The 23,671-nt window shown below is 64.4% G+C and carries 20 protein-coding genes; 6 read left to right on the top strand and 14 right to left on the bottom strand.

What is annotated here, in order from left to right:
• Complete coding sequence (locus ACQR3T_RS18995; protein WP_428694502.1) at positions 1-663, top strand: DUF429 domain-containing protein; 663 nt, start codon at positions 1-3, stop codon at positions 661-663.
• Between the two features lie 62 nt (positions 664-725).
• Here ACQR3T_RS18995 and ACQR3T_RS18990 read toward each other — a convergent pair whose 3' ends face one another.
• On the bottom strand, positions 726-1,343 hold the full coding sequence (locus ACQR3T_RS18990; protein ID WP_032379226.1) for a DsbA family protein: 618 nt from the start codon (positions 1,341-1,343) through the stop codon (positions 726-728).
• 157 nt (positions 1,344-1,500) lie between these two features.
• Between ACQR3T_RS18990 and pepN the strand changes: the two genes are divergently transcribed.
• The gene (pepN, locus tag ACQR3T_RS18985; RefSeq protein WP_428694501.1) at positions 1,501-4,074 is read left to right on the top strand and encodes an aminopeptidase N; all 2,574 of its coding nucleotides are present in this window, start codon (positions 1,501-1,503) and stop codon (positions 4,072-4,074) included.
• 68 nt (positions 4,075-4,142) lie between these two features.
• Here the strand turns inward: pepN and ACQR3T_RS18980 are convergent, their stop codons facing one another.
• From ACQR3T_RS18980 to ACQR3T_RS18970, 3 genes are all read right to left on the bottom strand, one after another.
• A complete protein-coding gene (locus tag ACQR3T_RS18980) occupies positions 4,143-4,619 on the bottom strand; it encodes a DUF5130 family protein (protein ID WP_032379228.1) in 477 nt (158 codons plus the stop codon).
• Positions 4,606-4,857 carry an aa3-type cytochrome oxidase subunit CtaJ gene (gene ctaJ / locus ACQR3T_RS18975; protein WP_032379229.1) on the bottom strand — a complete coding sequence of 84 codons (252 nt, stop codon included), beginning with the start codon at positions 4,855-4,857 and terminating at the stop codon, positions 4,606-4,608. Before ctaJ ends, ACQR3T_RS18980 begins: the two co-directional genes overlap by 14 nt.
• Before the next feature lie 82 nt (positions 4,858-4,939).
• Entirely contained in the window at positions 4,940-5,602 is a 663-nt protein-coding gene (locus ACQR3T_RS18970; protein WP_196249161.1) for an HNH endonuclease, read from the bottom strand.
• A 231-nt stretch (positions 5,603-5,833) separates the two neighbouring features.
• Here ACQR3T_RS18970 and ACQR3T_RS18965 point away from each other — a divergent pair, with 231 nt between their 5' ends.
• On the top strand, positions 5,834-6,793 hold the full coding sequence (locus ACQR3T_RS18965; RefSeq protein ID WP_428694714.1) for a mechanosensitive ion channel family protein: 960 nt from the start codon (positions 5,834-5,836) through the stop codon (positions 6,791-6,793).
• 65 nt (positions 6,794-6,858) lie between these two features.
• Entirely contained in the window at positions 6,859-7,254 is a 396-nt protein-coding gene (locus tag ACQR3T_RS18960; RefSeq protein WP_032379231.1) for a globin, read from the top strand.
• Positions 7,255-7,266: 12 nt separating this feature from the next.
• Here ACQR3T_RS18960 and ACQR3T_RS18955 read toward each other — a convergent pair whose 3' ends face one another.
• Positions 7,267-7,731, bottom strand: a complete 465-nt coding sequence (locus ACQR3T_RS18955) for a cupin domain-containing protein (protein WP_032379232.1) — start codon at positions 7,729-7,731, stop codon at positions 7,267-7,269.
• 211 nt (positions 7,732-7,942) lie between these two features.
• On the opposite strand from ACQR3T_RS18955, the gene ACQR3T_RS18950 reads away from it, so the two are divergent.
• Complete coding sequence (locus tag ACQR3T_RS18950; RefSeq protein ID WP_428694500.1) at positions 7,943-9,526, top strand: glycoside hydrolase family 13 protein; 1,584 nt, start codon at positions 7,943-7,945, stop codon at positions 9,524-9,526.
• On the opposite strand, the gene ACQR3T_RS18945 is transcribed toward ACQR3T_RS18950, so the two are convergent.
• From ACQR3T_RS18945 to ACQR3T_RS18910, 8 genes are all read right to left on the bottom strand, one after another.
• Complete coding sequence (locus ACQR3T_RS18945; RefSeq protein ID WP_032379234.1) at positions 9,523-10,212, bottom strand: hypothetical protein; 690 nt, start codon at positions 10,210-10,212, stop codon at positions 9,523-9,525. The genes ACQR3T_RS18950 and ACQR3T_RS18945 overlap by 4 nt on opposite strands.
• On the bottom strand, positions 10,205-10,669 hold the full coding sequence (locus ACQR3T_RS18940) for an acyl-CoA thioesterase (protein ID WP_052058437.1): 465 nt from the start codon (positions 10,667-10,669) through the stop codon (positions 10,205-10,207). Before ACQR3T_RS18940 ends, ACQR3T_RS18945 begins: the two co-directional genes overlap by 8 nt.
• A gap of 56 nt (positions 10,670-10,725) precedes the next feature.
• The gene (locus ACQR3T_RS18935) at positions 10,726-15,579 is read right to left on the bottom strand and encodes an NAD-glutamate dehydrogenase (protein ID WP_428694499.1); all 4,854 of its coding nucleotides are present in this window, start codon (positions 15,577-15,579) and stop codon (positions 10,726-10,728) included.
• Between the two features lie 126 nt (positions 15,580-15,705).
• On the bottom strand, positions 15,706-16,131 hold the full coding sequence (locus ACQR3T_RS18930) for an acyl-CoA thioesterase (protein ID WP_428694498.1): 426 nt from the start codon (positions 16,129-16,131) through the stop codon (positions 15,706-15,708).
• A 1-nt stretch (position 16,132) separates the two neighbouring features.
• A complete protein-coding gene (gene ettA / locus ACQR3T_RS18925) occupies positions 16,133-17,812 on the bottom strand; it encodes an energy-dependent translational throttle protein EttA (protein ID WP_032402531.1) in 1,680 nt (559 codons plus the stop codon).
• A gap of 126 nt (positions 17,813-17,938) precedes the next feature.
• Positions 17,939-18,424, bottom strand: a complete 486-nt coding sequence (locus ACQR3T_RS18920) for a single-stranded DNA-binding protein (RefSeq protein WP_428694497.1) — start codon at positions 18,422-18,424, stop codon at positions 17,939-17,941.
• A 169-nt stretch (positions 18,425-18,593) separates the two neighbouring features.
• A complete protein-coding gene (locus tag ACQR3T_RS18915) occupies positions 18,594-19,226 on the bottom strand; it encodes an IMPACT family protein (protein ID WP_428694496.1) in 633 nt (210 codons plus the stop codon).
• Between the two features lie 10 nt (positions 19,227-19,236).
• Complete coding sequence (locus tag ACQR3T_RS18910; protein ID WP_428694495.1) at positions 19,237-21,033, bottom strand: ABC transporter ATP-binding protein; 1,797 nt, start codon at positions 21,031-21,033, stop codon at positions 19,237-19,239.
• Between the two features lie 98 nt (positions 21,034-21,131).
• Between ACQR3T_RS18910 and ACQR3T_RS18905 the strand changes: the two genes are divergently transcribed.
• A complete protein-coding gene (locus ACQR3T_RS18905) occupies positions 21,132-21,557 on the top strand; it encodes a MarR family winged helix-turn-helix transcriptional regulator (protein ID WP_032379238.1) in 426 nt (141 codons plus the stop codon).
• A gap of 10 nt (positions 21,558-21,567) precedes the next feature.
• Here ACQR3T_RS18905 and ACQR3T_RS18900 read toward each other — a convergent pair whose 3' ends face one another.
• The gene (locus ACQR3T_RS18900; RefSeq protein WP_428694494.1) at positions 21,568-23,631 is read right to left on the bottom strand and encodes a cytochrome c oxidase assembly protein; all 2,064 of its coding nucleotides are present in this window, start codon (positions 23,629-23,631) and stop codon (positions 21,568-21,570) included.
• Between the last annotated feature and the right edge of the window lie 40 nt (positions 23,632-23,671).

Raw genomic sequence — 23,671 nt, 5'->3', positions numbered from 1 at the left:
GTGAACTCACGAGCCGAGAAATTCGCCGGTGTCGACGGCGCGAAGGGTGCGTGGGTGGTTGCAGTCTTCGACGGTTCGAGATTGACGTGGACCGGCTGCTCCTCCGTGGCCGAGGTGTTGGAGCACACCCGAGACTGCGCGCGAGTGGGCGTCGACATGCCACTGTCTCTGCCGGTGTACGGCTATCGCATCAGCGAACTCGAGGCGAAGGCGTTTCTCGGCCGGGCGCGAAGCTCCATATTCCACACGCCCGTTGTCGACGTTCTCGACGCCTCGACGTACGAGCAGGCCTGCGCACTCTCGCGGAGCATCACCGGCAAAGCGATCAGTAAGCAGACCTGGCACATCCTGCCTGCTGTGCAGGCATGGCGTGAGGCGGACTTCGATCCGGACATCTACGTCGAGGTACATCCCGAATGTTCTTTCCGGGCAATGTCACCGACGACGCCGTTCGCATCGAAGAAGAGCGGCCGCGGCGTCGGACAGCGGTTGGCTGCGCTGGGACGGTTGAGCGAGCATCTCGACCTGGGCGACCTCCCTGACGGGCCGGTCGTCGACGACTTTCTCGACGCCGCCGCAGCGGCGTGGTCGGCGAGGCGATTCCACGTCGGCGAGCACCGAACTTTCGGTACCGCCGACGCGTCGGATCGCATTGTTGCCTAGTCACCCCGCGCGTGAAAGTTCGCCTCCTGCTGCGAATTTCCACGCGCGAGGTGCTCGCTCGATCAGTCGAACTGTGGATCCTCGTCCCGCGTGCGCTTGAGCTCGAAGAAGTGCGGGTACGACGCGAAGATCACCGACGCGTCCCACAGCTTGCCCGCCTCTTCGCCACGCGGGATTCGCGAGATCACCGGGCCGAAGAACGCGACTCCGTTGACGTGGATGGTCGGGGTGCCCACGTCCGGGCCCACCTTGTCCATTCCTGCGTGATGGCTGGTGCGCAGGTCCTCGTCGTAGTCGGTGCTCTCGGCTGCCTTCGCGAGATCGGCAGGCAGGTCCAGTTCAGCCAAGGACTCTCGGATCACGACGTCGAAATCCTTGTTGCCCTCGTTGTGGATTCGCGTACCCATGGCGCTGTACAGCGGCGAGAGGATCTCGTCACCCTTCAGCTTCGCGGCGGCGATCGCCACCCGAACCGGACCCCACGCCTTCTTCATCATCGTGGCGTATTCCTCGGGCAGATCGCGGCCCTCGTTGAGTACGGCCAGGCTCATGACATGGAAGTTCACGTCGATGTCTCGCACCTGCTGCACCTCGAGAATCCAGCGCGAGGTTATCCAGCACCACGGGCACAGTGGGTCGAACCAAAAATCCGCAGTGTCTTTCTGTCCTGAACCGGCCACTGTCTACTCCTTGGAAGTCGAGGTCAACATCTCTTCTTGCGATAACAACCGCCCACCGCGCATACATTCCGCACTACCGGTCGGCCAGCGCGAGCCACTCGTGACGTGATGGGATGGACAGCACTACCCATAACTACACGAAGAGGTGTCGACTGAAGTGGTTGCTCCCAACCTGACGCGTGACCAAGCCTCCGAACGTTCGGCGATCATCGGGGAAACGAAGTACGCGATCGTTCTCGATCTCACCGACGGCGAAGGCAATCCGGGCGAGAAGACGTTCCGCTCGCTCACCACCATCACGTTCGCGGCCACCGCCGGATCGTCGACTTTCGTGGACATCATTGCGAGCACGATTCGCTCCGCGACGCTCAACGGCACCGCCCTCGACACTGCGAACTACGACGAGTCGACGGGTATCGCACTCGAGAATCTGGCCGAACACAACGAGCTCGTCATCGACGCGGACTGCCTCTACTCGCACACCGGTGAGGGCCTGCACCGATTCGTCGACCCGTCCGACGGTTCGGTGTACCTGTACTCGCAGTTCGAGACCGCCGACGCCAAGCGCATGTTCGCCTGCTTCGATCAGCCCGATCTCAAGGCCACCTTCGACCTGAAGGTCACCGCTCCCGAGAGCTGGACCGTGATCTCCAACGCCGCGCACGGTGCCGAGCCTGCCGCGGGAGAGCACGTGTTCGACACGACCCCGCTGATGAGTACCTATCTCGTCGCGCTGATCGCCGGTCCGTACGCGGAGTGGACCGACTCCTACACCGACGATCACGGCACCATACCGCTCGGAATCTACTGCCGCGCAACGCTTGCGGAGTACATGGACGCGGAGCGCCTGTTCACCGAGACCAAGCAGGGCTTCGGTTTCTACCACGAGAACTTCGGCACCCCGTACGCCTTCGGCAAGTACGACCAGCTCTTCGTACCGGAGTTCAACGCCGGTGCGATGGAGAACGCCGGCGCCGTCACGTACCTCGAGGACTACGTCTTCCGGTCCAAGGTGACACGCGCCTCGTACGAGCGTCGCGCCGAGACCGTGCTGCACGAGATGGCCCACATGTGGTTCGGCGATCTGGTGACCATGACGTGGTGGGACGATCTGTGGCTCAACGAATCGTTCGCCACGTTCGCATCGGTTCTCTGCCAGTCCGAGGCCACCGAGTACACGAACGCGTGGACCACGTTCGCCAACGTCGAGAAGGCATGGGCGTACCGCCAGGACCAGTTGCCCTCGACGCATCCCATCGCCGCCGACATCCCCGACCTGGCCGCGGTGGAGGTCAACTTCGACGGGATCACCTACGCCAAGGGCGCGAGTGTGCTCAAGCAGCTGGTGGCCTACGTGGGCAAGGAAGACTTCCTGGCCGGGCTGCGGGCCTACTTCGTCGACCACGCCTTCGCCAATGCCACCTTCTCGGATCTGCTTGCTGCTCTGGAGAAGTCGTCGGGTCGCGACCTGTCCGACTGGGGCACGCAGTGGCTGCGCACCACCGGCCTGAACACCCTGAGCCCGGACTTCGACGTCGATGCCGACGGTAAGTTCACACGCTTCGCGGTTCGGCAGAGCGGTGCCGCGCCGGGTGCAGGCGAGCATCGAGTCCACCGTATCGCCGTCGGCATCTACGACGACGTCGACGGCAAGCTCGTGCGCACCGACCGAGTGGAGCTCGATCTCGATGCAGCCGAATCGACGAATGTCGATGCGCTGGTCGGCGTCTCGCGAGGCAAGCTGGTGCTGGTCAACGACGACGACCTGACGTACTGCGCGGTGCGTCTGGACCCGGACTCGCTCGAGACGCTCCTGTCTCGGATCGGCGACATCGCCGAACCACTCCCCCGCACCCTCGCGTGGTCGGCAGCGTGGGAGATGACTCGATCGGCCGAGATGAAGGCCCGCGATTTTGTTGCCCTCGTCCAGCGCGGGATCGGCGGCGAGACCGAAGTGGGTGTGGTGCAGCGTCTTCTGCTGCAGGCGGAGACCGCCATCACCAGCTACGCCGACCCCGCCTGGGCGGCCGAGCACGGCTCCCCCGAGTTCGCCGACGCACTGCTGGAACTGGCACGCGGTGCCGAGGCGGGCTCGGATCACCAGCTGGCGTTCGTCAACGCCCTCACCGGTACCGAACTCCACGACCGCCACATCGACGTGCTGCGGGCCCTGCTCGACGGTGATGCAGACGGTCAGTCCCTGTCCGGCCTCGGCGTCGATACCGACCTGCGGTGGCGAATCGTCACGGCGCTGGCGGCGGCCGGCGCGATCGACTCCGACGGGCTCGATTCGCCGGTCATCGATGCAGAAGCGAGCGCGGACAACACCGCCGCCGGGGCAAGGTCGGCCGCGGCTGCGCGGGCCGCTCGACCGAGCGCCGAGGTAAAAGAGCAGGCCTGGACAACTGTCGTCGACGACGACTCGGTGCCGAACATCACGGCGCGCTCGATCATCGGCGGCTTCGCGGGGCCCGGCCAGGGCGAGTTGCTCGAGCCCTACGTCGCCCGCTACTTCGATGCCATCCAGGGTGTCTGGTCCCGTCGATCCAGCGAGGTGGCGCAGACCGTCGTGATCGGGCTGTACCCCTCCTGGTCGATCAGTGAACAGTCACTCGCGGCCGCGGACGGGTTCTTGGAGGGCGAACTGCCTCCGGCACTCCGTCGCCTGGTGATCGAGGGACGGGCCGGCGTCGTCCGGGCTCTCGCAGCACGGGAGTTCGACGCGAGCTGATCGCTCCTGCACATACGACCAGGGCCGGTTGCTCCACCGTGAGGTGGAGCAACCGGCCCTGGTGACGGCTAGGGACTGAGGATGGACGCAGCCATCACCCGCACGGAGGCGACGAGACCGTCGATCAGGTTGCCGTCGCGGAACGGGCCGAGGGCGGCCGTCACACCCAACTGCGCGACGCGGTCGGTCGCTCGGTTCGATACCCGCTTACCGCTGCGAATCTCCAGGGCGTGCCGATTGGGGTCGACGGCGATCAGAATCGATCGAACAGCGTCGGGCGTGCTCGGAAACACCGATTCGACACCAGCGGCCGGATCGTCTCCGAGATCACCGATGTAGATGTTGAACCGAATCTTGGTCTGCCGAGTCGCCTCGGTCAGCGCGTCGTCGAGGGCCACCAGTTCCTGCGTCGCAAAAGGCAGGTGCTCCGGATTGACCGTCCCGAACTCGTGAGCAGCCGAGACGCGACCACTCGCCGTCACAGCAGCCCCGAACGGCAGGTCTTCTTCCTTGATGTCGCTGCGGACGAGTTCACCACTTGCCACTTGCAGCACCTCCGATCGAGTCGGCTGCGTCCGCATCGTGCGATCCGTGGCCTCCGAAGGGAGTCACCTCGTCCGTTGCGCTCCACAGCAATGGCTCGCGCGTCCACTCGTCCGTCAGTCGGTAGGGAGGAACATCCATACCGGGCTGCTTGTCGGTCAGGTAGGACAACGCGCCGATGAGTCCGATCACCGCAACCGGAATCACCCCGAAAATCAGCGTGGTCTCAAAAATGCTCACAGGGTGTGACGTTAGTCGACAATTGCGCGTCGGACCACGTCGGGGCCGGTGTTGTGACCGAAATGGTCACACCGGTCGACCGTCAGGCCGCACCCTCGCCGAGATACGCCAGCCAACTGGGGTCCAACTCCTTTGTCGTCGCCAGCAGACGCCAGTGCGGGCCTTTCGGTGGCACCAGCTGCGCGCGCAACGTCCACCCGATCTCACTGAGGAGTTTGTCGGCCTTGCGGTGATTGCACGACGCGCAACACGCGACGCAGTTCTCCCACGAGTGACCGCCTCCGCGGCTTCGCGGCACCACATGGTCGACAGTCTCGGCCTTGCTCCCGCAGTACGCGCACCGAAAGCGGTCGCGATGCATCAACGCGGCGCGTGTCATGGGCACACGGGCCCGATACGGAACGCGAACGAAGGTCCGCAACCTGATCACCGACGGCACCTGCACCGAGAACCCGGCCGATCGAATGAACGGTCCTTCCGGATCGTCGTGCACCACGTCGGCCTTCCCACAAACGAGAAGAACCACCGCCCGGCGCATCGGAAGCGCGGTCAGTGGTTCGAATGTGGCGTTGAGGAGCAGCACACGGCGCTTGACCCACGCCGGTACGGCGTCGTCGCCCGTGGCATCGTGGGCCGTCGGCACCACGCGCAGCGGAGAAGCCCCCGAGGCCGTCTCACGCTGGTCGTGCGCGATGCGGCCCTCAGTGGGCGGGAGTTGTCGATGGCGATGTTGAGAGTTCTTCATGCGTTACTCCAGAAGCAGTCGGCGCCCGCGCATGGCTTGCGTGGAACACGATTCACAGTGGAACACGAATGCACCGCCCGCGCACAGGCTTTTTCTCCGCATTTCCTGTTGCCGATCGGTGAACATTTCGCATACTCACGCTCGGGACGGCCGAACGACGCCGCCATGCGCTGCATGACTGGCGAGAATTCTGGGTCTCCGTAGACTTTTCGGGTGTCTGTATCAACCCTTCTGTCCGCATCACCCCTTTCCGAGCCGTCGCTTCGGCGGGAGCTCGACACCCGAGCCTTCGAGCTGACGGATACCGGACGCGACTGGCTGGTCGATCGGCCGCTGCAGGTCCTCGGTTATCTGGTCCTCGCAATCGTGCTGCGCCTGTGTCTGCACCGGATGATCAACCGTTTCACCGACAACAGCAGCGGAAAGTCGCCGATCCTGCTGCGACCGCTTCGCGACCGCTCGTCGGGCACCGTCAAGGGTGCAATCCTCAACGAGCGTCGCAAACAACGGGCCAGCACGATCGGCTCGGTGCTCAAGTCGGCCGTCTCGGTCATGATTCTCACCTGGTTCGTACTCTCGGTTCTCGACGTTGTCGGCGTCAACGTGGCACCGTTCATCGCGTCTGCGGGCATCGTCGGTGTCGCACTCGGATTCGGTGCCCAGAACCTGGTGCGAGACTTCCTGTCCGGAATTTTCATGCTGCTCGAGGATCAGTACGGAGTAGGCGATGTCGTCGACCTCGGTGAGGCCACCGGCACCGTCGAGAGCGTGGGTCTGCGGGTCACCACGATCAGAGATATCAACGGCACGGTGTGGTACTGCCGCAACGGCGAGGTGCTGCGCGTGGGCAACATGAGCCAGGGCTTCGCGGTGGCCGTTCTCGATCTCCCCATCTCGCACACGGCGAACATCGAGCACGCCTGCGAGGTGGCCGAACGCACCACTACGTCGTTGGTCAAGTCCGGCGACTTCGAGAAAGACATCCTCGAACCGCCCGAGATGCTCGGAGTCAACGCGGTCAGCGCAGACACCGTCACCATCCGCATCACGATCAAAACGCGCCCCGGACGCCAGTGGGCCGTCCAGCGCCGCCTTCATCAGGACATCCTCGAGGCCTTCGTCGACGCCGACATCAAAGCGCCGTATGCATTGGGGCGTCCGGGTGGGGTCGCGGCCGACTCCGGCTCCTGAGGGACAATGAGCGGTGGACGCCGATCGAGAGCCTGCAGGAACGACGAGAAACAAGAGAGAGTGTGATGACCGAACCGCAGCAGACGTTCTACGACGCGGTCGGCGGTGCCGAGACGTTTCGGTTACTCACGGCGAAGTTCTACGAAGAAGTCGCCAAGGACGAGATCGTTCGCCCGCTGTATCCCGAGGAGGATCTCGGACCGGCCGAACGGCGGATGCGAATGTTCCTCGAACAGTACTGGGGTGGTCCGCGGACCTACTCGGACGAACGTGGCCATCCTCGATTGCGGATGCGGCACAACCCGTTTCGAATCGGGCCGATGGAACGAGATGCGTGGCTTCGATGCATGCACATCGCGATCGCGTCCATAGACCCGTCGGTGTTGGACGCTGCACACCGTGCGCAGCTCACCGATTACATGGACATGGCCGCGAATTCGATGGTGAACTCGGCTATCTGAGAAGGCGGGTGGTCACAGCGACCCGACGCGCTTCGGATTCGCGCCCCTGGACGTTGCGCGCTTGCTCACTCTGCTCCGCAGGGCACCGGCAAGCTTGAGCGCGAAGCTCACCGGCCGGGGCAGGTGTTGGCGGAGGATGGCGTGCTTGCGCACGTAGTTCTCCACGTGCCATTCGGTCCAGGTGCCCGCACGAAAGAGCGCCGCGTCTCCGGCGACCAGGGTGCGCGGTGCGTGATCGTCGCTCGAGACGATCACCGAACCATCCATGATGTGCACGATCTCGTCGACCGCGAAGAACCAGCGGAAACGGCCGGCCGTGCAGTCCCAGACATTGGTGGTCGTCGTGCCGTCGATGCTCTTCGACCACTCGGCGACGCGTGCGTGCGGGTTCCCTTCGAGAATCCACGTCGGCTCGATGGGACTGTCGTCGAGCGCGATGTCTCCGAGCCGTACTGCTTCGATGGTCGACGTAGTCATGGCGTGGGTCGCGTCCTCACCGTCGGGCGCGGCTTGAAGCCGCTACTGGTTTCCGATGCAGAACATACAACACTTTCCAAAGCAACAGGCACGTGTCGGTCATGTGAATGAGCACAAAGCTTTACTCGACGTTGACCGCGAATGATCGGTCCGATCGACCCCAGCGCCCCTGAATCGTTACGCGGCCGGTCGTTTGGCACTATTGCCACTTGTGACCGATCCGATCGAGAGCTCCGAGTTGTTGTGGTGGCAGGACGCCGTCTTCTACCAGATCTATCCCCGGTCTTTCGCGGACTCCAACGGCGACGGGGTCGGTGACCTCGACGGTATTCGGGACAAGCTCGGCTACCTCGAATTGCTGGGGATCGACGCCGTCTGGATCGGCCCCATCACCCGATCACCGATGGCCGATCACGGATACGACGTGTCCGATCCCCGCGACATCGACCCACTGTTCGGTAGCCTCGAGATCTTCGATGCACTGGTCGACGAGGCGCATGCTCGCGACATCAAGGTCACCATGGATCTGGTTCCCAATCACACCAGCGTCGAGCACCGCTGGTTCAGGTCCGCCTTGACCGCGCCACGTGGAAGCGCCGAGCGGGCTCGCTACATCTTTCGCGACGGCCGCGGTGACGACGGTTCGCAGCCGCCGAACAATTGGCCGAGCATCTTCGGCGGCCCGGCGTGGACGCGAATCACCGAGCCCGACGGCACCCCAGGGCAGTGGTACCTGCACATCTTCGCGCCCGAGCAGCCGGATCTGAACTGGGACAATCCCGAGGTGTTCGAGGATTTCGCGCGCACGCTGAGGTTCTGGCTCGCCCGCGGCGTCGACGGATTTCGACTCGACGTAGCGCACGGCATGGCCAAGCCTGCCGACCTGGCCGACATGAGTCTCGAACTGAACGCGTTGATGAAGAACGACGACGACGATCCTCGGTTCAACAATCCCCACGTGCACGATCTGCATCGACGCATCAGAACCGTCATGGACGAGTTTCCCGGAACGGTGACCGTCGGTGAGATCTGGGTTCAGGACAACGTTCGGTTCTCCGATTACATCAGGCCGGACGAGCTGCACCTGGGGTTCAATTTCCGTTTGGCCAGTGTCGATTTCGACGCCGAGACCATCCGCGACGCCATCTCCAACTCACTTGCGGCCGTCGAACTCGTCGACGGCACTCCAACGTGGACGCTGTCCAACCACGATGTCGAACGTGAGGTCACCAGGTACGGCGGCGGCGATGTGGGCCGCACCCGCGCCCGCGCCATGATCCTGGTCGAATTGGCTCTTCCCGGCACGATCTTCGTCTACAACGGTGCCGAGCTCGGGCTGCCCAACGTACAGCTGCCCGACAACGCGCTCCAGGACCCGGTGTGGGAGCGCTCCGGGCACGCCGAACGGGGACGCGACGGCTGCCGCGTACCGATGCCGTGGGAAGGACACGAGCCCCCGTTCGGGTTCTCTTCCACCGATCGCACCTGGCTACCGATGCCCCGGGAGTGGGACGGACACACCGCCGAGGCGCAACTCGAAGACGTCGATTCCATGCTGAGCCTGTACCGCACGGCCTTCGAGTTGCGGGCCCTGCGTCCGGAATTCACCGGTGCCGGAATCGATTGGTACGGAGCGCCTCCCGGCTGCCTGGCGTTCCGTCGACGCGGCGGACTCATCTGCGCCCTGAACGCATCCGACGAGCCGATCCCCCTGCCCCCCGGCGAGTTACTGCTTGCCAGTGCCCCACTGGTGAACGGCCGACTCGACGCGAACGCCGCAGCCTGGCTCGTCTAGCGCTCCACCGTCAGCGACAGCTGGTGGCCGGCGCGGCGAACGTACACCGAGCCGTAGCGGGCGTCGAGACGTAACCACACCGGTGATATGCGTACCCGAACCACCTCGTCGGCGGCGATCCGATCCGGATCGACGTCGATCGTCATGGGGTCACTGCCACTGTGGGGCACGAATCCCATTGCCGTCAAGGCGAATACGGTGCGCATCGAGATCGACACTTCGTCGACGTCGCCGGTGACGTGCAGCACCTCCTGTTCGAGCAGCGAACTCGGCGGGCCATGGCTGCTACCGTGCTCCTTCGCCAGGGCCGCGCCGCGTTGGGCGAGCCCGACCAGTATTCGGGCCGGAACGTCGTCGAGATGCTCGAATCCGCCGTCCGGCGGCAGTGCGCCACGCCATGCAGAATCCATCGAGAATCCTGGGTCGACCACACCGTCGTCCGCCCGCTGCAGCGCAGCAGCCAACACGTCGGCACCCGCGCACGTGTCGTCGGGCACCACGGTTCCGGTGATCACTCGCGCCGCCAGAGCATCGAAACCCGTTGTAACCCAGCAGGACACACTGCCGCCCGTTCGCGTACGCATCCGGATCACCGCCGCTTCGTCCAGACGCAGCGCCTTGGTGCAGAACGTCGCCAGATTCTCTCGATCGACCGCTTCGGGAACGGTCAGTACGCGCTCATACACGCTGCCAGCTCACCAGAAACGCACGCTCTTCCGGGGTGAGCCTGCGCAGCCGCTGTGCATCGATATCGAAAGCTGCGATCTGCGTCGAGGCCACCACGGCCGCCGGAGTATCCAGCGATGCACCCCGCGCCCGCACCTCGTATCCCACAACGAAGTCCACCGCACGGACCGCGTCGATCCACATGAAGACATCCAGCGGACCGTCCTCGTGCCGAAGCTGGCCTCGATACTTCACGTGCAGATCCGCGATCACTGCTCCGTGGCGCAGATTTGCCGTCGGCCTGCCGTCCACCAACAGCCATGGGATGCGCGCCTCTTCGAGAAGCGTCACCATCCGGGCATGGTTGATGTGTTGGTAGACATCCATATCCGACCACCGCACGTCCACGGCGGCATGAAAGCCCACTCGCTCGGTTGCAGGTCGTTTGTCGGACAGATGGTCGTCGGGCACACTCACGTGGTCGTTTCCTCTTCTCGGTCGAGTGTCGCGGATTCCGTTGCTCCGCTTTCGGGTCAGGGCATCATGTTGCGGACCTGGCGGGCGGCAACCGACAGCGTTGCCAAGTCCAGGGTTCCCGACTCGGCGATCTCGGTCAACGCAGCACGCGACCTCGCCAGGCGCGAGGAGTTGGTCGATTCCCATTCCGCGATCTTTTCTGCCACCGACTCGTCCGGTTCGCCGCCGGCCAGCACCGCCTGCGTGATTCCTCTCAGCGAGGAATACAGGTCGTCGCGAAGAGCCAAGCGCGCCAAGGAGTGCCATCGATCTCCACGGGCCAATTTCGAGACGGCCGTGAGCAGCCAGTCGATTCCGATGTGCGCATCCAGCGCGAAGTAGAGCTCGGCTACCTCGGCTCCGTCTCGATCGACGATATCCGCGATATCGATGATGTCGAGTAGGCAGTACACGTCGAGCAGGCCGTAGATGCGCCTGGCCAGCCCGGCCGGTGCACCTCGTTCGATCGCGGCTGCCGACCGCGCGTCCAGATCACTGGCCTGGTGCCCGGAGATCCACGTGGACACCGACGGTTGCAGGGCCCGCACCTGACCGGCGTACCGACTGATCTCCGCTCCGACAGCCAGAGGCTGTGGGCGGTTGGCGAGCAGCCAGCGCGACACACGATCGAGCATCCGGCGCGATTCGAGCAGCAGTTCAGCCGAGACTGCGGTCGGCACATCCGCGGCACGGATGGAATTCCACACCTCGTCGAGTCCGAATATCTCGGTGGCGGCGGCGAACGCCCTGATGGCGTCGGTGCCCGCCGCACCGGAATCCTCGGTCAGCCTGTAGGGGAACGTGATTCCGCCGCAATCGATGGCCTCGTTCGCCAGTGTCGTCGCCACCAGCTGACGCCGGAGCGGATGCGCCTTGATCGCCTCGGCGTACGGCTCCCGCACTGGTTCGGGGAAGTACTTGGGCAAGCGCGGAGCAAAGACGTCGCTGTCGGGGAGCTCGCTGTCGAGCAGCTCGGCTTCCAACGCCAGTTTCACATGCGCCATCAAGGTGGCGAGTTCCGGCGACGTCAGTCCTCGACCGTCCTGCTTTCGTCGTCGTAGATCGGCCTCGGTCGGCAGGGCCTCGAGCTCACGGTCGAGTCCCCGACGTACTTCCAGATCCTCGATCACTCGACTGTGCACGGTGACGAGACTGGGCGCATCGAACCTGGACGTACCGAGCAACTCGTTCTGCATGATGTTGTCCCACAACACCAGTCGGCCCACCTCGTCGGTCATGGACGCGAGCAACTCGTCCCTGTCCTCACGTGCCAGGTTCCCGTTGGTGATTGCTGTCTCCAGCAGGATCTTGATGTTGACCTCGTGGTCGGAGCAGTCGACGCCCGCAGAGTTGTCGACGGCGTCGGTGTTGATCTTGCCGCCGGCTGCGGCGTATTCGATACGCCCGAGTGCGGTGGCACCGAGGTTGCCACCCTCCCCCACGACGGCCGCTCGTACATCGATCCCGTCGACGCGAACCGCGTCGTTGGCCTTGTCGCCCACCTCGGCGTTGGTCTCCGTGGAGGCCTTGATGTAAGTGCCGATTCCGCCGTTCCACAGCAGATCGGCGGGAGCCTTCAGGATCGCGTTCACCAATTCCGGCGGAGACAACGACTCGACCGAGTCCCCCAGCCCGAGCGCCGTACGTGCTGCGGCGCTGATGGGAACCGACTTGCGCGTCCGCTCCCACACTCCGCCGCCCTCGCTGATCAGCGAGGTGTCGTAGTCCGCCCACGACGACCTCGGCAGCGCGAACAGGCGCTCTCGTTCGGCGAACGACGACTCCCGCTCCGGGTTGGGATCGAGAAAGATGTGCCGATGGTCGAAGGCGGCGAGCAGGCGAATGTGCCGGCTCAACAGCATGCCGTTACCGAACACGTCCCCACTCATGTCACCGACACCGACGACGGTGAAATCCTGACTCTGCGTGTCGATTCCGAGCTCACGGAAGTGTCGCTTGACGCTTTCCCACGCGCCCTTGGCCGTGATACCCATGGCCTTGTGGTCGTAGCCCGCCGACCCACCGGAGGCAAAGGCGTCGCCGAGCCAGAAGCCGTATTGCGCGGCAACGTCGTTGGCCATGTCGGAGAACGTCGCGGTGCCCTTGTCTGCGGCGACGACGAGGTAGGTGTCGTCTCCGTCTCGGCGCACGACGCCCTCGGGTACCGACACCGAACCTGTTGCACGATCGAGATTGTCGGTGATGTCGAGCAGCCCGGCGATGAACAACCGATAGCAGGCCTTGCCTTCCTCGGCGTATGCCTGGCGATCTCGATCGGCGTCACCGGTGACCACCGGCGGACGTTTGACGACGAATCCGCCCTTGGCACCGACCGGGACGATGACGGCGTTCTTGACCATCTGCGCTTTCGCCAGCCCGAGAATCTCCGTGCGGAAATCCTCACGGCGATCCGACCAGCGCAGGCCTCCGCGGGCCACGGCACCGAACCGTAGGTGCACTCCCTCGACGCGGGGCGAGTAGACGAAGATCTCGAATTTCGGCTTCGGCTTGGGCAATTCGGCGATCGACTGCGGGTCGAACTTGAGCGAGAGGTACTTTCGGCGGCTGCCATCGGCCCCCGTCACGAAATGGTTGGTACGTAGTGTCGCGCGGATCAGCTCGAACATGCTGCGCAGAATGCGGTCGGCGTCGAGGCTGACGACCTGATCGATCAACTCCCCCAGCTGGGTGCCGATCGCCTGCGCGTTCTCCTCGGAGCTCACCTCGGGGTCGAACTGCGCCTCGAACAGGCCGACGAGCAACCGCGCCGTGCGCGGATGTGTCAGCAGTACACCCTCGATGTTGAACTGACTGTAGGGAAAACCGGCCTGGCGCAAGTACTTCGCGTACGCACGCAACACCACTGCCTGCCGCCAGTGCAGGCCGGCACGCATCACCAGTTCGTTGAACCGGTCTGCCTCGGCCTGACCGCTCCACACTGCTGCGAATGCATCGGTGAAGCGGTGCTGAACTCGGCTCTCACGATCGGCGGTACCCGCCTCGGACAGCTCTGCGTCGATGTCGCCGTCGATTGCCGAGTGCAGCATCTCTCGCGAAGCAGACAGCCCGAAATCGTAGATCCAGCAAGACATTCCGTCCGGTCGCACCACAGGGTACGGCCGTTCGTCGTCCACCTCGACACCGAGACTCTGCAGGATGGGCAACACCTGAGACAACGAGACTCCCGCGCCGCCGATGTACAGCGAGAAACGCCAGCTCCCCACCGCCGACTGCTCGTTGCGATAGAGCTGCATATCGATCGACTCGTCGCCGAGCGCTTCGAGGCGAGCAATGTCGGTCACGGCCCGTGCCGGACTGAAGTCCTGCTTGTAGGCCTCCGGGAACGCGTCGGTGTACCGCTGAATCCGCAGTGGATCGACCGTACGGTCGAGGGAGACGGCGTCGCCGAGCGAATCTTCCCAGGTTCTGGTGGTCTCGGTGAGTGCCGCCTCGATCCGAGTGATGTCCTCGGCCGACAGTTCGGTCGCCGCAGTCCCGGGTGCCCGACGCACGGTGACGTGCAACAGTGCCAGATCCGATTCCGTCACTCGCGCCGTGTAATCCAGCGAAGTTCCGCCGAGTTCGCGGAGCAATCGATCCTGGATAGCCAGGCGGACACGGGTGGTGTACCGATCTCGCGGTAGATACACCAGGGCGGAGACGAACGAGCCGCTGGCGTCGGGCCGCACGAACAGCTTGACCTTGCGCCGACGGCCGAGCGCAAGCACGGCACTCGCCGTCTCGAACAGCCACGACGCCGTGGTGGCGAACAGTTCCGAGCGCGGCATCGATTGCAGCACTTCGAGCATGGCCTGACCCGAGAACGATCCGAGATCGTGGCCTGCGCGGGAGATCACCGAGCGCACCCGCCGCTCGATGACCGGAATGTCGAGCACGTTCTCGTGCAGCGCAGTCACGGTGAAGACGCCGACAAACCGATGTTCCGCGGAATCGTCGTCGTCGAGAACACTCACGAAGTAGGGGTAGACGGCGCGATGCACCGTGGCCGGGCTCGCTCCTTGGGTCAACGTCACCAGATCGCGCTGTCCCACAGGTTCCGAGCCGTCCACGTGGTGCACAGAGTCGCGTAGGACCCCGAGACTGCTCGACTCGTCGCCGGTCGCTGTCCGGTCGCCGTCGACCTGATCGATGCGGTAACGCCGGTAGCCGAGCAGCGTGTAGTGGCCGTCGCCGAGCCAGCGCAGCAGAGCAGCTGCGTCGCGATGTTCGACGGCACTGCCGGTATCGGAAGCGTCGGAATCCGCGCCGTCGGCCCGCTGAGCGACCTCGTCCAGGCGATCGGCGACCTCTGCCTGTACTCGACGCATTCGATCGGTGTCGCCGACAACCTGACGAACGTCGGCGAGTACGCGGCTCGCCTCCGACTCGAGCCGGGCAACCGCATCTTCGGAGGTGGAGGGATGGAGCTGAACGTGGATCCAGGACTCGTGCGATCCGCTCGAGCTCAGGCCCGTCAGCACGCCGTCGGCCTCGCGGGCGACCGACAGAATCGGGTGCACCACGTCGGTGTACTCGATGCCGAGACGGGCAAGAAGCGAAATGATCGATTCGACGAGGAGCGGCATGTCGTCGGTGACGATCTGCAGATAGCTTCCGGCGGCCTGCTGCGCTGCCGAACCCGACTCACTCGGTCGGTGAACGGCCACGTTCGCCGTCTCAGGCCGACGTTGGGCAGCGAGCCGAACGTGCCGGCGGAACGACGTGATGTCGGGCGCGTGTGCAGACGCCCCGACGGCGGTGGTGTCCACGTGCTCGAAGTACTCGGCGCGCAGCTTCTCCAGCTCGCTCAGAAGTCGGTCGTCGAGCCCGTCGGCCCAGTCGTTGTCGGTCAGGTCCAGCGAGCGCGGCATGGTGTTCGAGTACTCCCTCGTGAGGATTTTTCCCGACGCCCGCCGATCGCCGGTCGTCGATGACTCCTCGACCTTAGTGTCGAAGACTCGATTACCGCAGTGACCTTGCAGACCCAGCGCGGCGAACTATTCCGGGTACTCGATTCCGGCGACGAGATACTCCGTGAGGAGACGTCGCTCGTCCTCGCTCAGAGCCCGAGACGAGGAGGTTGCAAGATCGAAGGCGACCATCAGCGCCTCCGCCCTCGCGCAGACCGTTCCATCGCGGTCGGTGACCACATGCTGGACGCCGTAGGAGGTGTTCCCGATTCGCGTGATCCACAGTTCGATCGTCAACGGTCCCGAGTCGTCGAGTATCGGATGCAGAAAATCGGTGGTGAGCTTACGAACCACCGCTGCGCCCCGTGGCCCCGAACCTCCCAAGACCGCGTTCAGGAACTGAACGCGGCCTTCCTGGAGGTATTCGACGAACCTGGTGTTGTTGACGTGGCCGAGGCGATCGGAATCTCCCCACCGCACCTGAAGAGTGCAGGTGAAGGTCTTTCCCGACATGTCAGTCCCTGGTCAGCTTCCGGTGTGTGACGCGATGCGGACGTGCTGCGTCGGGCCCGAGACGCTCGACCTTGTTGGCCTCGTAGCCCTCGAAGTTGCCCTCGTACCAGTACCACGCTGCCTCGTTGTCGCCGAAGCCACCTTCCCACGCCAGGATGTGCGTGCAGGTGCGGTCGAGGAACCAGCGATCGTGCGAGATGACCACGGCGCAGCCGGGGAATTCCTCGAGCGCGTTCTCGAGCGATCCGAGCGTTTCGACGTCGAGGTCGTTGGTCGGCTCGTCGAGCAGGATCAGGTTGCCGCCCTGCTTGAGCGTCATCGCCAGGTTCAGACGGTTCCGCTCACCACCGGAGAGCACTCCGGCAGGCTTCTGCTGATCGTGGCCCTTGAATCCGAACGAGCTGATGTACGCACGGGACGGAAACTCGGAGCTGCCGACGGTGATGAAGTCCAGTCCGTCGGAGACGGTTTCCCAGACCGTCTTCTTCGAGTCGATGCCCGAGCGGTTCTGGTCGACGTAGCTGAGCTTGACGGTCTGACCGATCTTGACCTCGCCGCCGTCCGGCTCCTCGAGCCCGACGATGGTCTTGAACAGCGTCGTCTTACCGACACCGTTGGGGCCGATGACGCCGACGATGCCGTTGCGGGGCAACGTGAACGACAGATCCTTGATCAGCACGCGGCCGTCGAAGCCCTTGTCGAGGCTCTTGACCTCGACCACGACGTCGCCGAGACGCGGCGGGTTCGGTATCTGGATCTCGTCGAAGTCGAGCTTCCTGGTCTTCTCCGCCTCGGCAACCATCTCGTCATAGCGAGCCAGGCGAGACTTGCTCTTGGCTTGGCGAGCCTTGGCACCGGAGCGAACCCAGGCCAGTTCGTCCTTGAGCCTCTTCTGCAGCTTCTGGTCCTTCTTGCCCGAAACCTCGAGACGCTCGGCCTTCTTCTCCAGGTAGGTGGAGTAGTTGCCCTCGTACGGGTACAGGTGGCCGCGGTCGACCTCGGCGATCCACTGCGCGACGTGATCGAGGAAGTACCGATCGTGGGTCACGGCGAGAATGGCCCCGGCGTAGGCGGCCAAGTGCTGCTCGAGCCACAGCACGCTTTCGGCGTCGAGGTGGTTGGTCGGCTCGTCGAGCAGCAGCAGGTCCGGCTTGCTCAGGAGCAACTTGCACAGCGCCACACGGCGCTTCTCGCCACCGGAGAGGTTGGTGACGGGTGACTCGGGCGGCGGGCAGCGGAGGGCGTCCATCGCCTGCTCGAGCTGAGAGTCGATCTCCCAGGCATCGGCGTGGTCGAGCTTCTCCTGCAGCTCGCCCATCTCCTCCATCAGCTCGTCGGAGTAGTCGGTGGCCATCAGCTCGGCGATCTCGTTGTAGCGCTTGAGCTGGACCATCGTTTCGCCGAGACCGTCCTCGACGTTCTCGCGAACGGTCTTGGTGTCGTCGAGAACCGGCTCCTGCATGAGGATGCCGACCGAAGCACCGGGAGCGAGGAACGCCTCACCGTTTCCGGGCTGATCGATTCCCGCCATGATCTTGAGGATGCTGGACTTACCGGCGCCGTTGGGGCCGACGACGCCGATCTTCGCTCCCGGATAGAAGCTCATCGTCACGTCGTCGAGGATGACTTTGTCGCCGTGCGCCTTGCGCACCTTCTTCATGGTGTAAATGAATTCAGCCATGACGCCCAGCTTATCGGTGCGAGCGCGTCCGAACACCATCGCCCGAGAACGTGCCGAGCCCGCATCCGCCGTCCACACTCGATCGCAGCTTCCGCTGCAGCGTGGACGGCGGATGCCGGCAGTCGTTCAGGCCGGTACCGACTCTCGAACGTCCTCGTCGATCGATTCGCGGTCCGCCATCGACTCCCCATCGCGGTCGAGAGGTTCCGCCGCTCCCGGATCTCCGTCCGTCGCCGCCTCGGGCACCACTGCTTTGGTCCGATGGATCGAGACGTTGCACCGCGCGAGGTCCGGTCCGACAGCACTGGCGCTCATCTCGAGATCGGCGCGCTCGAGTCCGTCCCGATTGGTGTATTCGTTGGTTCGCAACTGTCCGTAGGCGATGATCGGATCGCCCTTCATCAGTGAGGCTCCGACTCCGCGCACCAGACGGCGCCAGCACGTGACCGTCAGGTAGAGGGTTCCGCCGTCGGTCCATTCACCCGTGTTGCGGTCCTGACGCCGAGCGTTGCTGGCCATCCGAAAGCTGAGGACTTCGTCGCCGGTGGGTGTGGACCGCTTGACGGGGTTGGTGATGACTGTGCCGACCACGGCGCATTGTGCTTCGTACATGGTTCTCTGCCCTCTCGATTGAAGTATCGCGTGATTGCGATCGAATTCGAGACTGCTACGCGCAGGGCGTCCGTGGTGAACGTGTTCGCAAAATGTGGACAGACGCGTGCCCTGTGGATGAACGGCCCGGATCGGGGCTCGTCCGACCCCAGAATGTCGGTGTGCTGTGCTAGTCCGGAATCTCCACGTACATGTGCCCGCTGCGTAATGGGGCCACGCGTCCAGCAGTGAGCGAAGCAACAAGTGCCGCAACCGAATCGGCGTCCGCGGCCGCAACGGTCAGGACCGCGCGGGCTGCGTAGGAAGTCCCCACCACGAGCACTCCGTGCCCGCGAAGTTCCGATTCCACTCGACCCACCTCGGCGTGATCGAGTTCGAGGGTCAGTATCTCGCGTCGCTCCCGGATGAGAAATGCCGCGCCCGTCAGCGCCTCGGTCACCGCGCCGGAATAGGCGCGGGCCAGACCACCGGTGCCGAGCTTGGTTCCACCGAAGTATCTACTGACCACTGCGACGACGTTCGTCAGGTGATGTCCACGCAGCACCTCCAGCATCGGTATCCCGGCCGTGCCACTGGGTTCACCGTCGTCGTTGGACCGCTCGATGCGTTGATCGGTGGACGACGCGTCGACAATGAACGCCGAACAGTGATGCCCAGCAGCAGGATCGGCCTTGCGGGCGCCGTCGATCAGCACTCGCGCGTCTGCTTCGGCGGCCGCGCGATCGACGACCGCGACGAAGCGAGATTTCTTGATCTCGATCTCGCACTCGACGCGCCCCGCGATGGTCCGCAGTGGGATCACCCGGTCTCACTCATGCAGCCACACTGTCCACGACATCGTCTGCGGCTCGAACCAATTGGGCGTACATGCCGCTCTGCTCCAACAGGGATTCGTGGCTTCCGACCTCACGCACGACCCCGTGGTCGAGGACGGCAATGCGATCCGCGGAGCGCACCGTCGACAGTCGATGCGCGATGAGGATGGTCGTTCGACCGTCCATCAGGCCGTCGAGTGCCGTTTGCACTGCACGTTCGGTGCGGTTGTCGAGGGCACTGGTCGCTTCGTCGAGCACCAGAATCGGCGGGTTCCGCAAGACGGTGCGCGCGATCGCGATCCGCTGCTTCTCACCACCCGAGAACCGGTATCCGCGCTCACCGACCATCGTGTCGTAGCCGTCGTCGAGTCCATCGATGAAATCGTGGATCTGCGCCGTTCGGGCGGCCGCGAAAATCTCCTCGTCGGAGGCATCGGGTTTGGCGAACCGCAGATTCTCCCTGATGGTGGCGTGGAACAGGTAAGTCTCCTGTGAGACGACGCCGACCAGGTCGGCGATGTTCTCCGACGCCATCTCCCGCAGATCGATGCCGTCGATGGTCACCGATCCGGACGTCGGATCATGCAGGCGCGCAACGAGATAGCCCAGCGTCGTCTTACCCGATCCGGTGGCACCGACCAGGGCGAGAGTGCTTCCGGCCGGGACCTCGAGGTCGATGCCGCTCAAGGTCGGAGCTGTAGCCGCGGCATAGGTGAAATCGACGCCGCGGAAGGCGACGTCGCCGTGCACGGCCTCTCGGGGCAGCGCCACCGGATGCGCCGGCTCGGCCACGTCGATCGGCAGATCGAGGTACTCGAACACCCGCCCGAACAGGGCAAGTGAGGCCTGCACCTCCACCCCGGTGTTGAGCAATTGCATGGTGGGCCTGAACAATTGAGTTTGCAGAGCGGTGAAGGCGACCAGAGTTCCGATCGTCAACGCGCTCCCCTGACCGATGGTGATGCCGGCGAACCAGTACACCAACGCAGGCATGACAGCGAAACTGATCTGGATGGTGGCCATTCGCCACTTTCCCGCCATCATCGCCGCGAGCTCGACGCCGGCCACTTCGTGGGATCGGTCGGCGAACTTCTCGGTCAACACCTGTGCGGAACCGGTGGTCTTGCCCAGCAGAATGCCGCTGACAGAAAGGGATTCCTCGATCTGGACAGACAGATCACTGAGCAACTTCTGTCGCCTGGTCGAGATCTTGCGGCGCTCGTCGCCGATGCGGCGGGCGACCCGAACGAATACCGGCAGGATGATCAACGAGAACGTGGCGAGTTTCCAGTCGAGCAGGAAGAGTGCGATCACCGTCGCGACGACGGTGGTTGCGTTCTGAGCGATGGACGTCGCGGTGTTGGTGACGACCGATTGCATACCGCCGATGTCGTTGGCGATACGCGATTGCACCTCACCGGTGCGCGTACGAGCGAAGAATCCGAGGGACTGCCGCTGCAGGTGCGAGTAGACCTGTACGCGGAGGTCGTGCATGAGTTGCTGGCCGACGCCGTTGGACATCCAGGTCTGTACGACGCCGAGGGTGTTGGTGGCGACTGCAACTGCGATCATGCCGAGCGCGATGAGGGTGACGAGGGTGACGTCACGGTTGGGGATCGCATGATCGAGGAGTTCGCGAAGGAGTAAGGGAGAGGCGAGGGCGATGATCGCACTGGCCACGATGATCGCACTGACGATGGCGATCTTGCGCCGGTAGGGCGTGAACAGAGCCAGGACTCGGCTGACGGGTGCTGGATCGGATGCGGGAAGAGAACGTTCGGGTCGGCTTTCCAAGTAGACCTCCAGGGAAGTTGAAGAGCAGGGTCACTGAAGCAATATGCAGAGGTTACCTCACTATGAGGTTGCGGGCAACCCTCGCTATGATCCGTTCCATGGATCCCGGACCTTCGACCAATCTGAGCGAAAGTTTCATGGCTGTCGCGCGGCGCATCCGGCGCAGCCACATGAGTGCGCTCGAACCGTTCGGACTCAATCCCTCACAGAGCCGGGCCCTGCACGTCCTGGCCCGTGAGCAGGAATCGATGCGTCTGCGCGATCTCGCCGAGCACCTGCGCATCGTGGCGCGATCGGCCACCGACATCGTCGACTCGCTGGAAGCGGCGCAGCTGGTGATGCGGCAGCCGGATCCGAGTGATCGGCGGGCCGTGCTGGTGACGCTGACCGATACCGGTCGCGCACTACTGGACCGGATCGACGACGCGCGTCGTCAGGTGTCGTCCGAGATGTTCGACGGCCTCGAGTCGGCCGAACGCGTCGAGCTGAATCGACTACTCGGCAAAATTGCCGAGAGCGAATGACCCGGTTCGGTCAGCGTCCACCCGTCTGATCTCGTCGGGCGAGCTCGGCGAACATCGCATTGTGGGCCGCCAATTCTGCGTCGTGATCGCGCTCGGCGGCGCGGTCGCCGCGCCTGGCATCTCTGTCGTCGCTCCGAGACCACTGGATCAGCAGCGCCAACATGACAAGCACCAGCGGAACTTCGCCGGTGGCCCAGGCGATACCGCCGCCGAGCTTCTGATCTCCGAGCAGGTCGGAATTCCAATCCAGTCCGAGGGTCCGGTAGAACCAGGCACCCATCACGGTGTTCATGCTCATCAGGGCCACCCCGAAGAACGCGTGGAACGGCAGTGATCCGAACACGACCGCCAGCTTCGTGACCGGCGCGATCTTGCGCGGCGACGGATCGACGCCGATGACCGTCCAGTAGAACAGGTAACCACTGAGTACGAAGTGCAGATTCATCAGCAGGTGCGCGCCGTGACTGTCCAGCACGGCTCCGAATATCCCGCCGAGGTACAGCACGTAGAAGCCGCCGACGAAGATCAACGCCGCCACGAGTGGGTGAGTCACGAACTGCGAAATGCGACTGTGCAGGCCGAGCAGCAACCACTCGCGCATTCCGGGGACACCGTCCTTGCCTGCTGCGGGCAGGACTCGCAACGCCAACGTCAGTGCTCCGCCGAGCGCGAGGAGGACAGGTGCCAGCATCGAGAGCATCATGTGTCCGGTCATGTGCACGCTGAACACCGCGGTGGAATAGCGACCGATTCCCGAGGACGTGCTGATCAGCAACGTGAGGCAGCCGAGAATCCAGGCGACGGTTCGTCCCACCGGCCACGCGTCGCCGCGCAGCCGCAGACGACGAACGCCGATCAGGTACACCACGGCCATCACGATCGCGGCGGTGCCGAAGATCAGGTCGAAGCGCCAGTCGAAGGCCATCCGTGCGAACGTGGGCGGTCCGCTCAGGTCGTATCCGAGTGCCGCCTCCGCGGGTGTGAGATTGGGATCGATCTCGGCCGGCGGAGGTGTGCGCCCGAGCCCGACGGCCAGGCCGATGGTCGCGGCGAGAACGAGCACCTCGGCCCCGGCGAAGCGAAGCAGCGGTCCGCGTGCAGTGGGGTCGGCGACCAGCGCGGGCAGCGCCCGACGACGCTGCATCCACCCGAATCCGCCGAGCACGATCAGCGCGACGATCTTCCCCACGATCAACAAGCCGTAGGTGGTGGTGAACAGGTCGGCGATCGAGACCCGAACCAGCGCGTTGATGACGCCGCTGATACCCATGACGACGAAGCAGATGCCGGCGATGGTGGAGAACCGGCGCGCCGCGACGTCGGAGTGCGCGCCGCCCCTGCGTACGTGCGCCAGCAACGCGAACAGCCCGCCTGCCCACAGTGATGCAGCACCCAGGTGCAGGATCAGGCTGTTGGTCGCGACATCGTGAGACCCGCCCGCCGACGAGTGGCCGCTCAACGCGATCGGGAGCAGCGTCGCGAGGGAGAACCCGAGCAGCGCGGGGGTCCAGGACCACCGCAACACCGTGCGCGAGAAGATCGCCAACACCACGGCCATGATCGCCGTCCAACGCCACGCACTGGCAATCTCGACTTGATCGAGCGCGATCCACAGGTTCGCCGGCTTGATGGCCTCCGTGAACGGCTGGCCGGAGGTGTCGGACAACGTCAGGGGCACGAGGAGAAGCGAGCACACAGCCCAGACGATGGATGCGACCGAGCCGGTGCGCACCGCCCGGTAGCCGTCGACATCGAGGACGCCGTTCTTCTGCGGCGGCACCAGAAATGCTGCCAGCAAGAAGGATCCGATGGCGATGACGGCCGCGATCTCGCCGATCGCCCGCAGAGCAGGCAGACCGTAGGTGGTGGCCGGGCCCGGGTCCGGGATTCCGAGCAACACCAATGCGTCGGACGCGGAGAGCATGACGATGAGGGCGGCCACCACACCGGCGATGACGCCGGCAGTGACGAACACCGTCGTGGTGGCCGACCGCGGTTCCCCGTCCGTCCGTGTATCGCCCGCCGAGGGTTCAGCGGTCGAGGGTTCGGTCTTGTCGAGATCCGGCGTTGCCATACCACCAGAGTAGGAGGTGATCGGCGATACTCGAAAGGCG

Source organism: Rhodococcus sp. IEGM1428 (assembly GCF_050321865.1).
In the GTDB taxonomy this organism is placed as follows: Bacteria; Actinomycetota; Actinomycetes; order Mycobacteriales; family Mycobacteriaceae; genus Rhodococcoides.
Note: the sequence above shows the minus strand (reverse complement) of the source record. Positions and strands in the feature narration are given on the sequence as shown.

What these genes read in the sequence shown, in the direction of transcription:
- ACQR3T_RS18920 (WP_428694497.1), bottom strand. Translation starts at nt 18,424, where the DNA reads ATGTACGAAGCACAATGCGCCGTGGTCGGCACAGTCATCACCAACCCC.
- ACQR3T_RS18960 (WP_032379231.1), top strand. Translation starts at nt 6,859, where the DNA reads ATGACCGAACCGCAGCAGACGTTCTACGACGCGGTCGGCGGTGCCGAG.
- ACQR3T_RS18905 (WP_032379238.1), top strand. Translation starts at nt 21,132, where the DNA reads ATGGATCCCGGACCTTCGACCAATCTGAGCGAAAGTTTCATGGCTGTC.
- ACQR3T_RS18900 (WP_428694494.1), bottom strand. Translation starts at nt 23,631, where the DNA reads ATGGCAACGCCGGATCTCGACAAGACCGAACCCTCGACCGCTGAACCC.
- ettA (WP_032402531.1), bottom strand. Translation starts at nt 17,812, where the DNA reads ATGGCTGAATTCATTTACACCATGAAGAAGGTGCGCAAGGCGCACGGC.
- ACQR3T_RS18970 (WP_196249161.1), bottom strand. Translation starts at nt 5,602, where the DNA reads ATGAAGAACTCTCAACATCGCCATCGACAACTCCCGCCCACTGAGGGC.
- ACQR3T_RS18955 (WP_032379232.1), bottom strand. Translation starts at nt 7,731, where the DNA reads ATGACTACGTCGACCATCGAAGCAGTACGGCTCGGAGACATCGCGCTC.
- ACQR3T_RS18935 (WP_428694499.1), bottom strand. Translation starts at nt 15,579, where the DNA reads ATGCCGCGCTCGCTGGACCTGACCGACAACGACTGGGCCGACGGGCTC.
- ACQR3T_RS18930 (WP_428694498.1), bottom strand. Translation starts at nt 16,131, where the DNA reads ATGTCGGGAAAGACCTTCACCTGCACTCTTCAGGTGCGGTGGGGAGAT.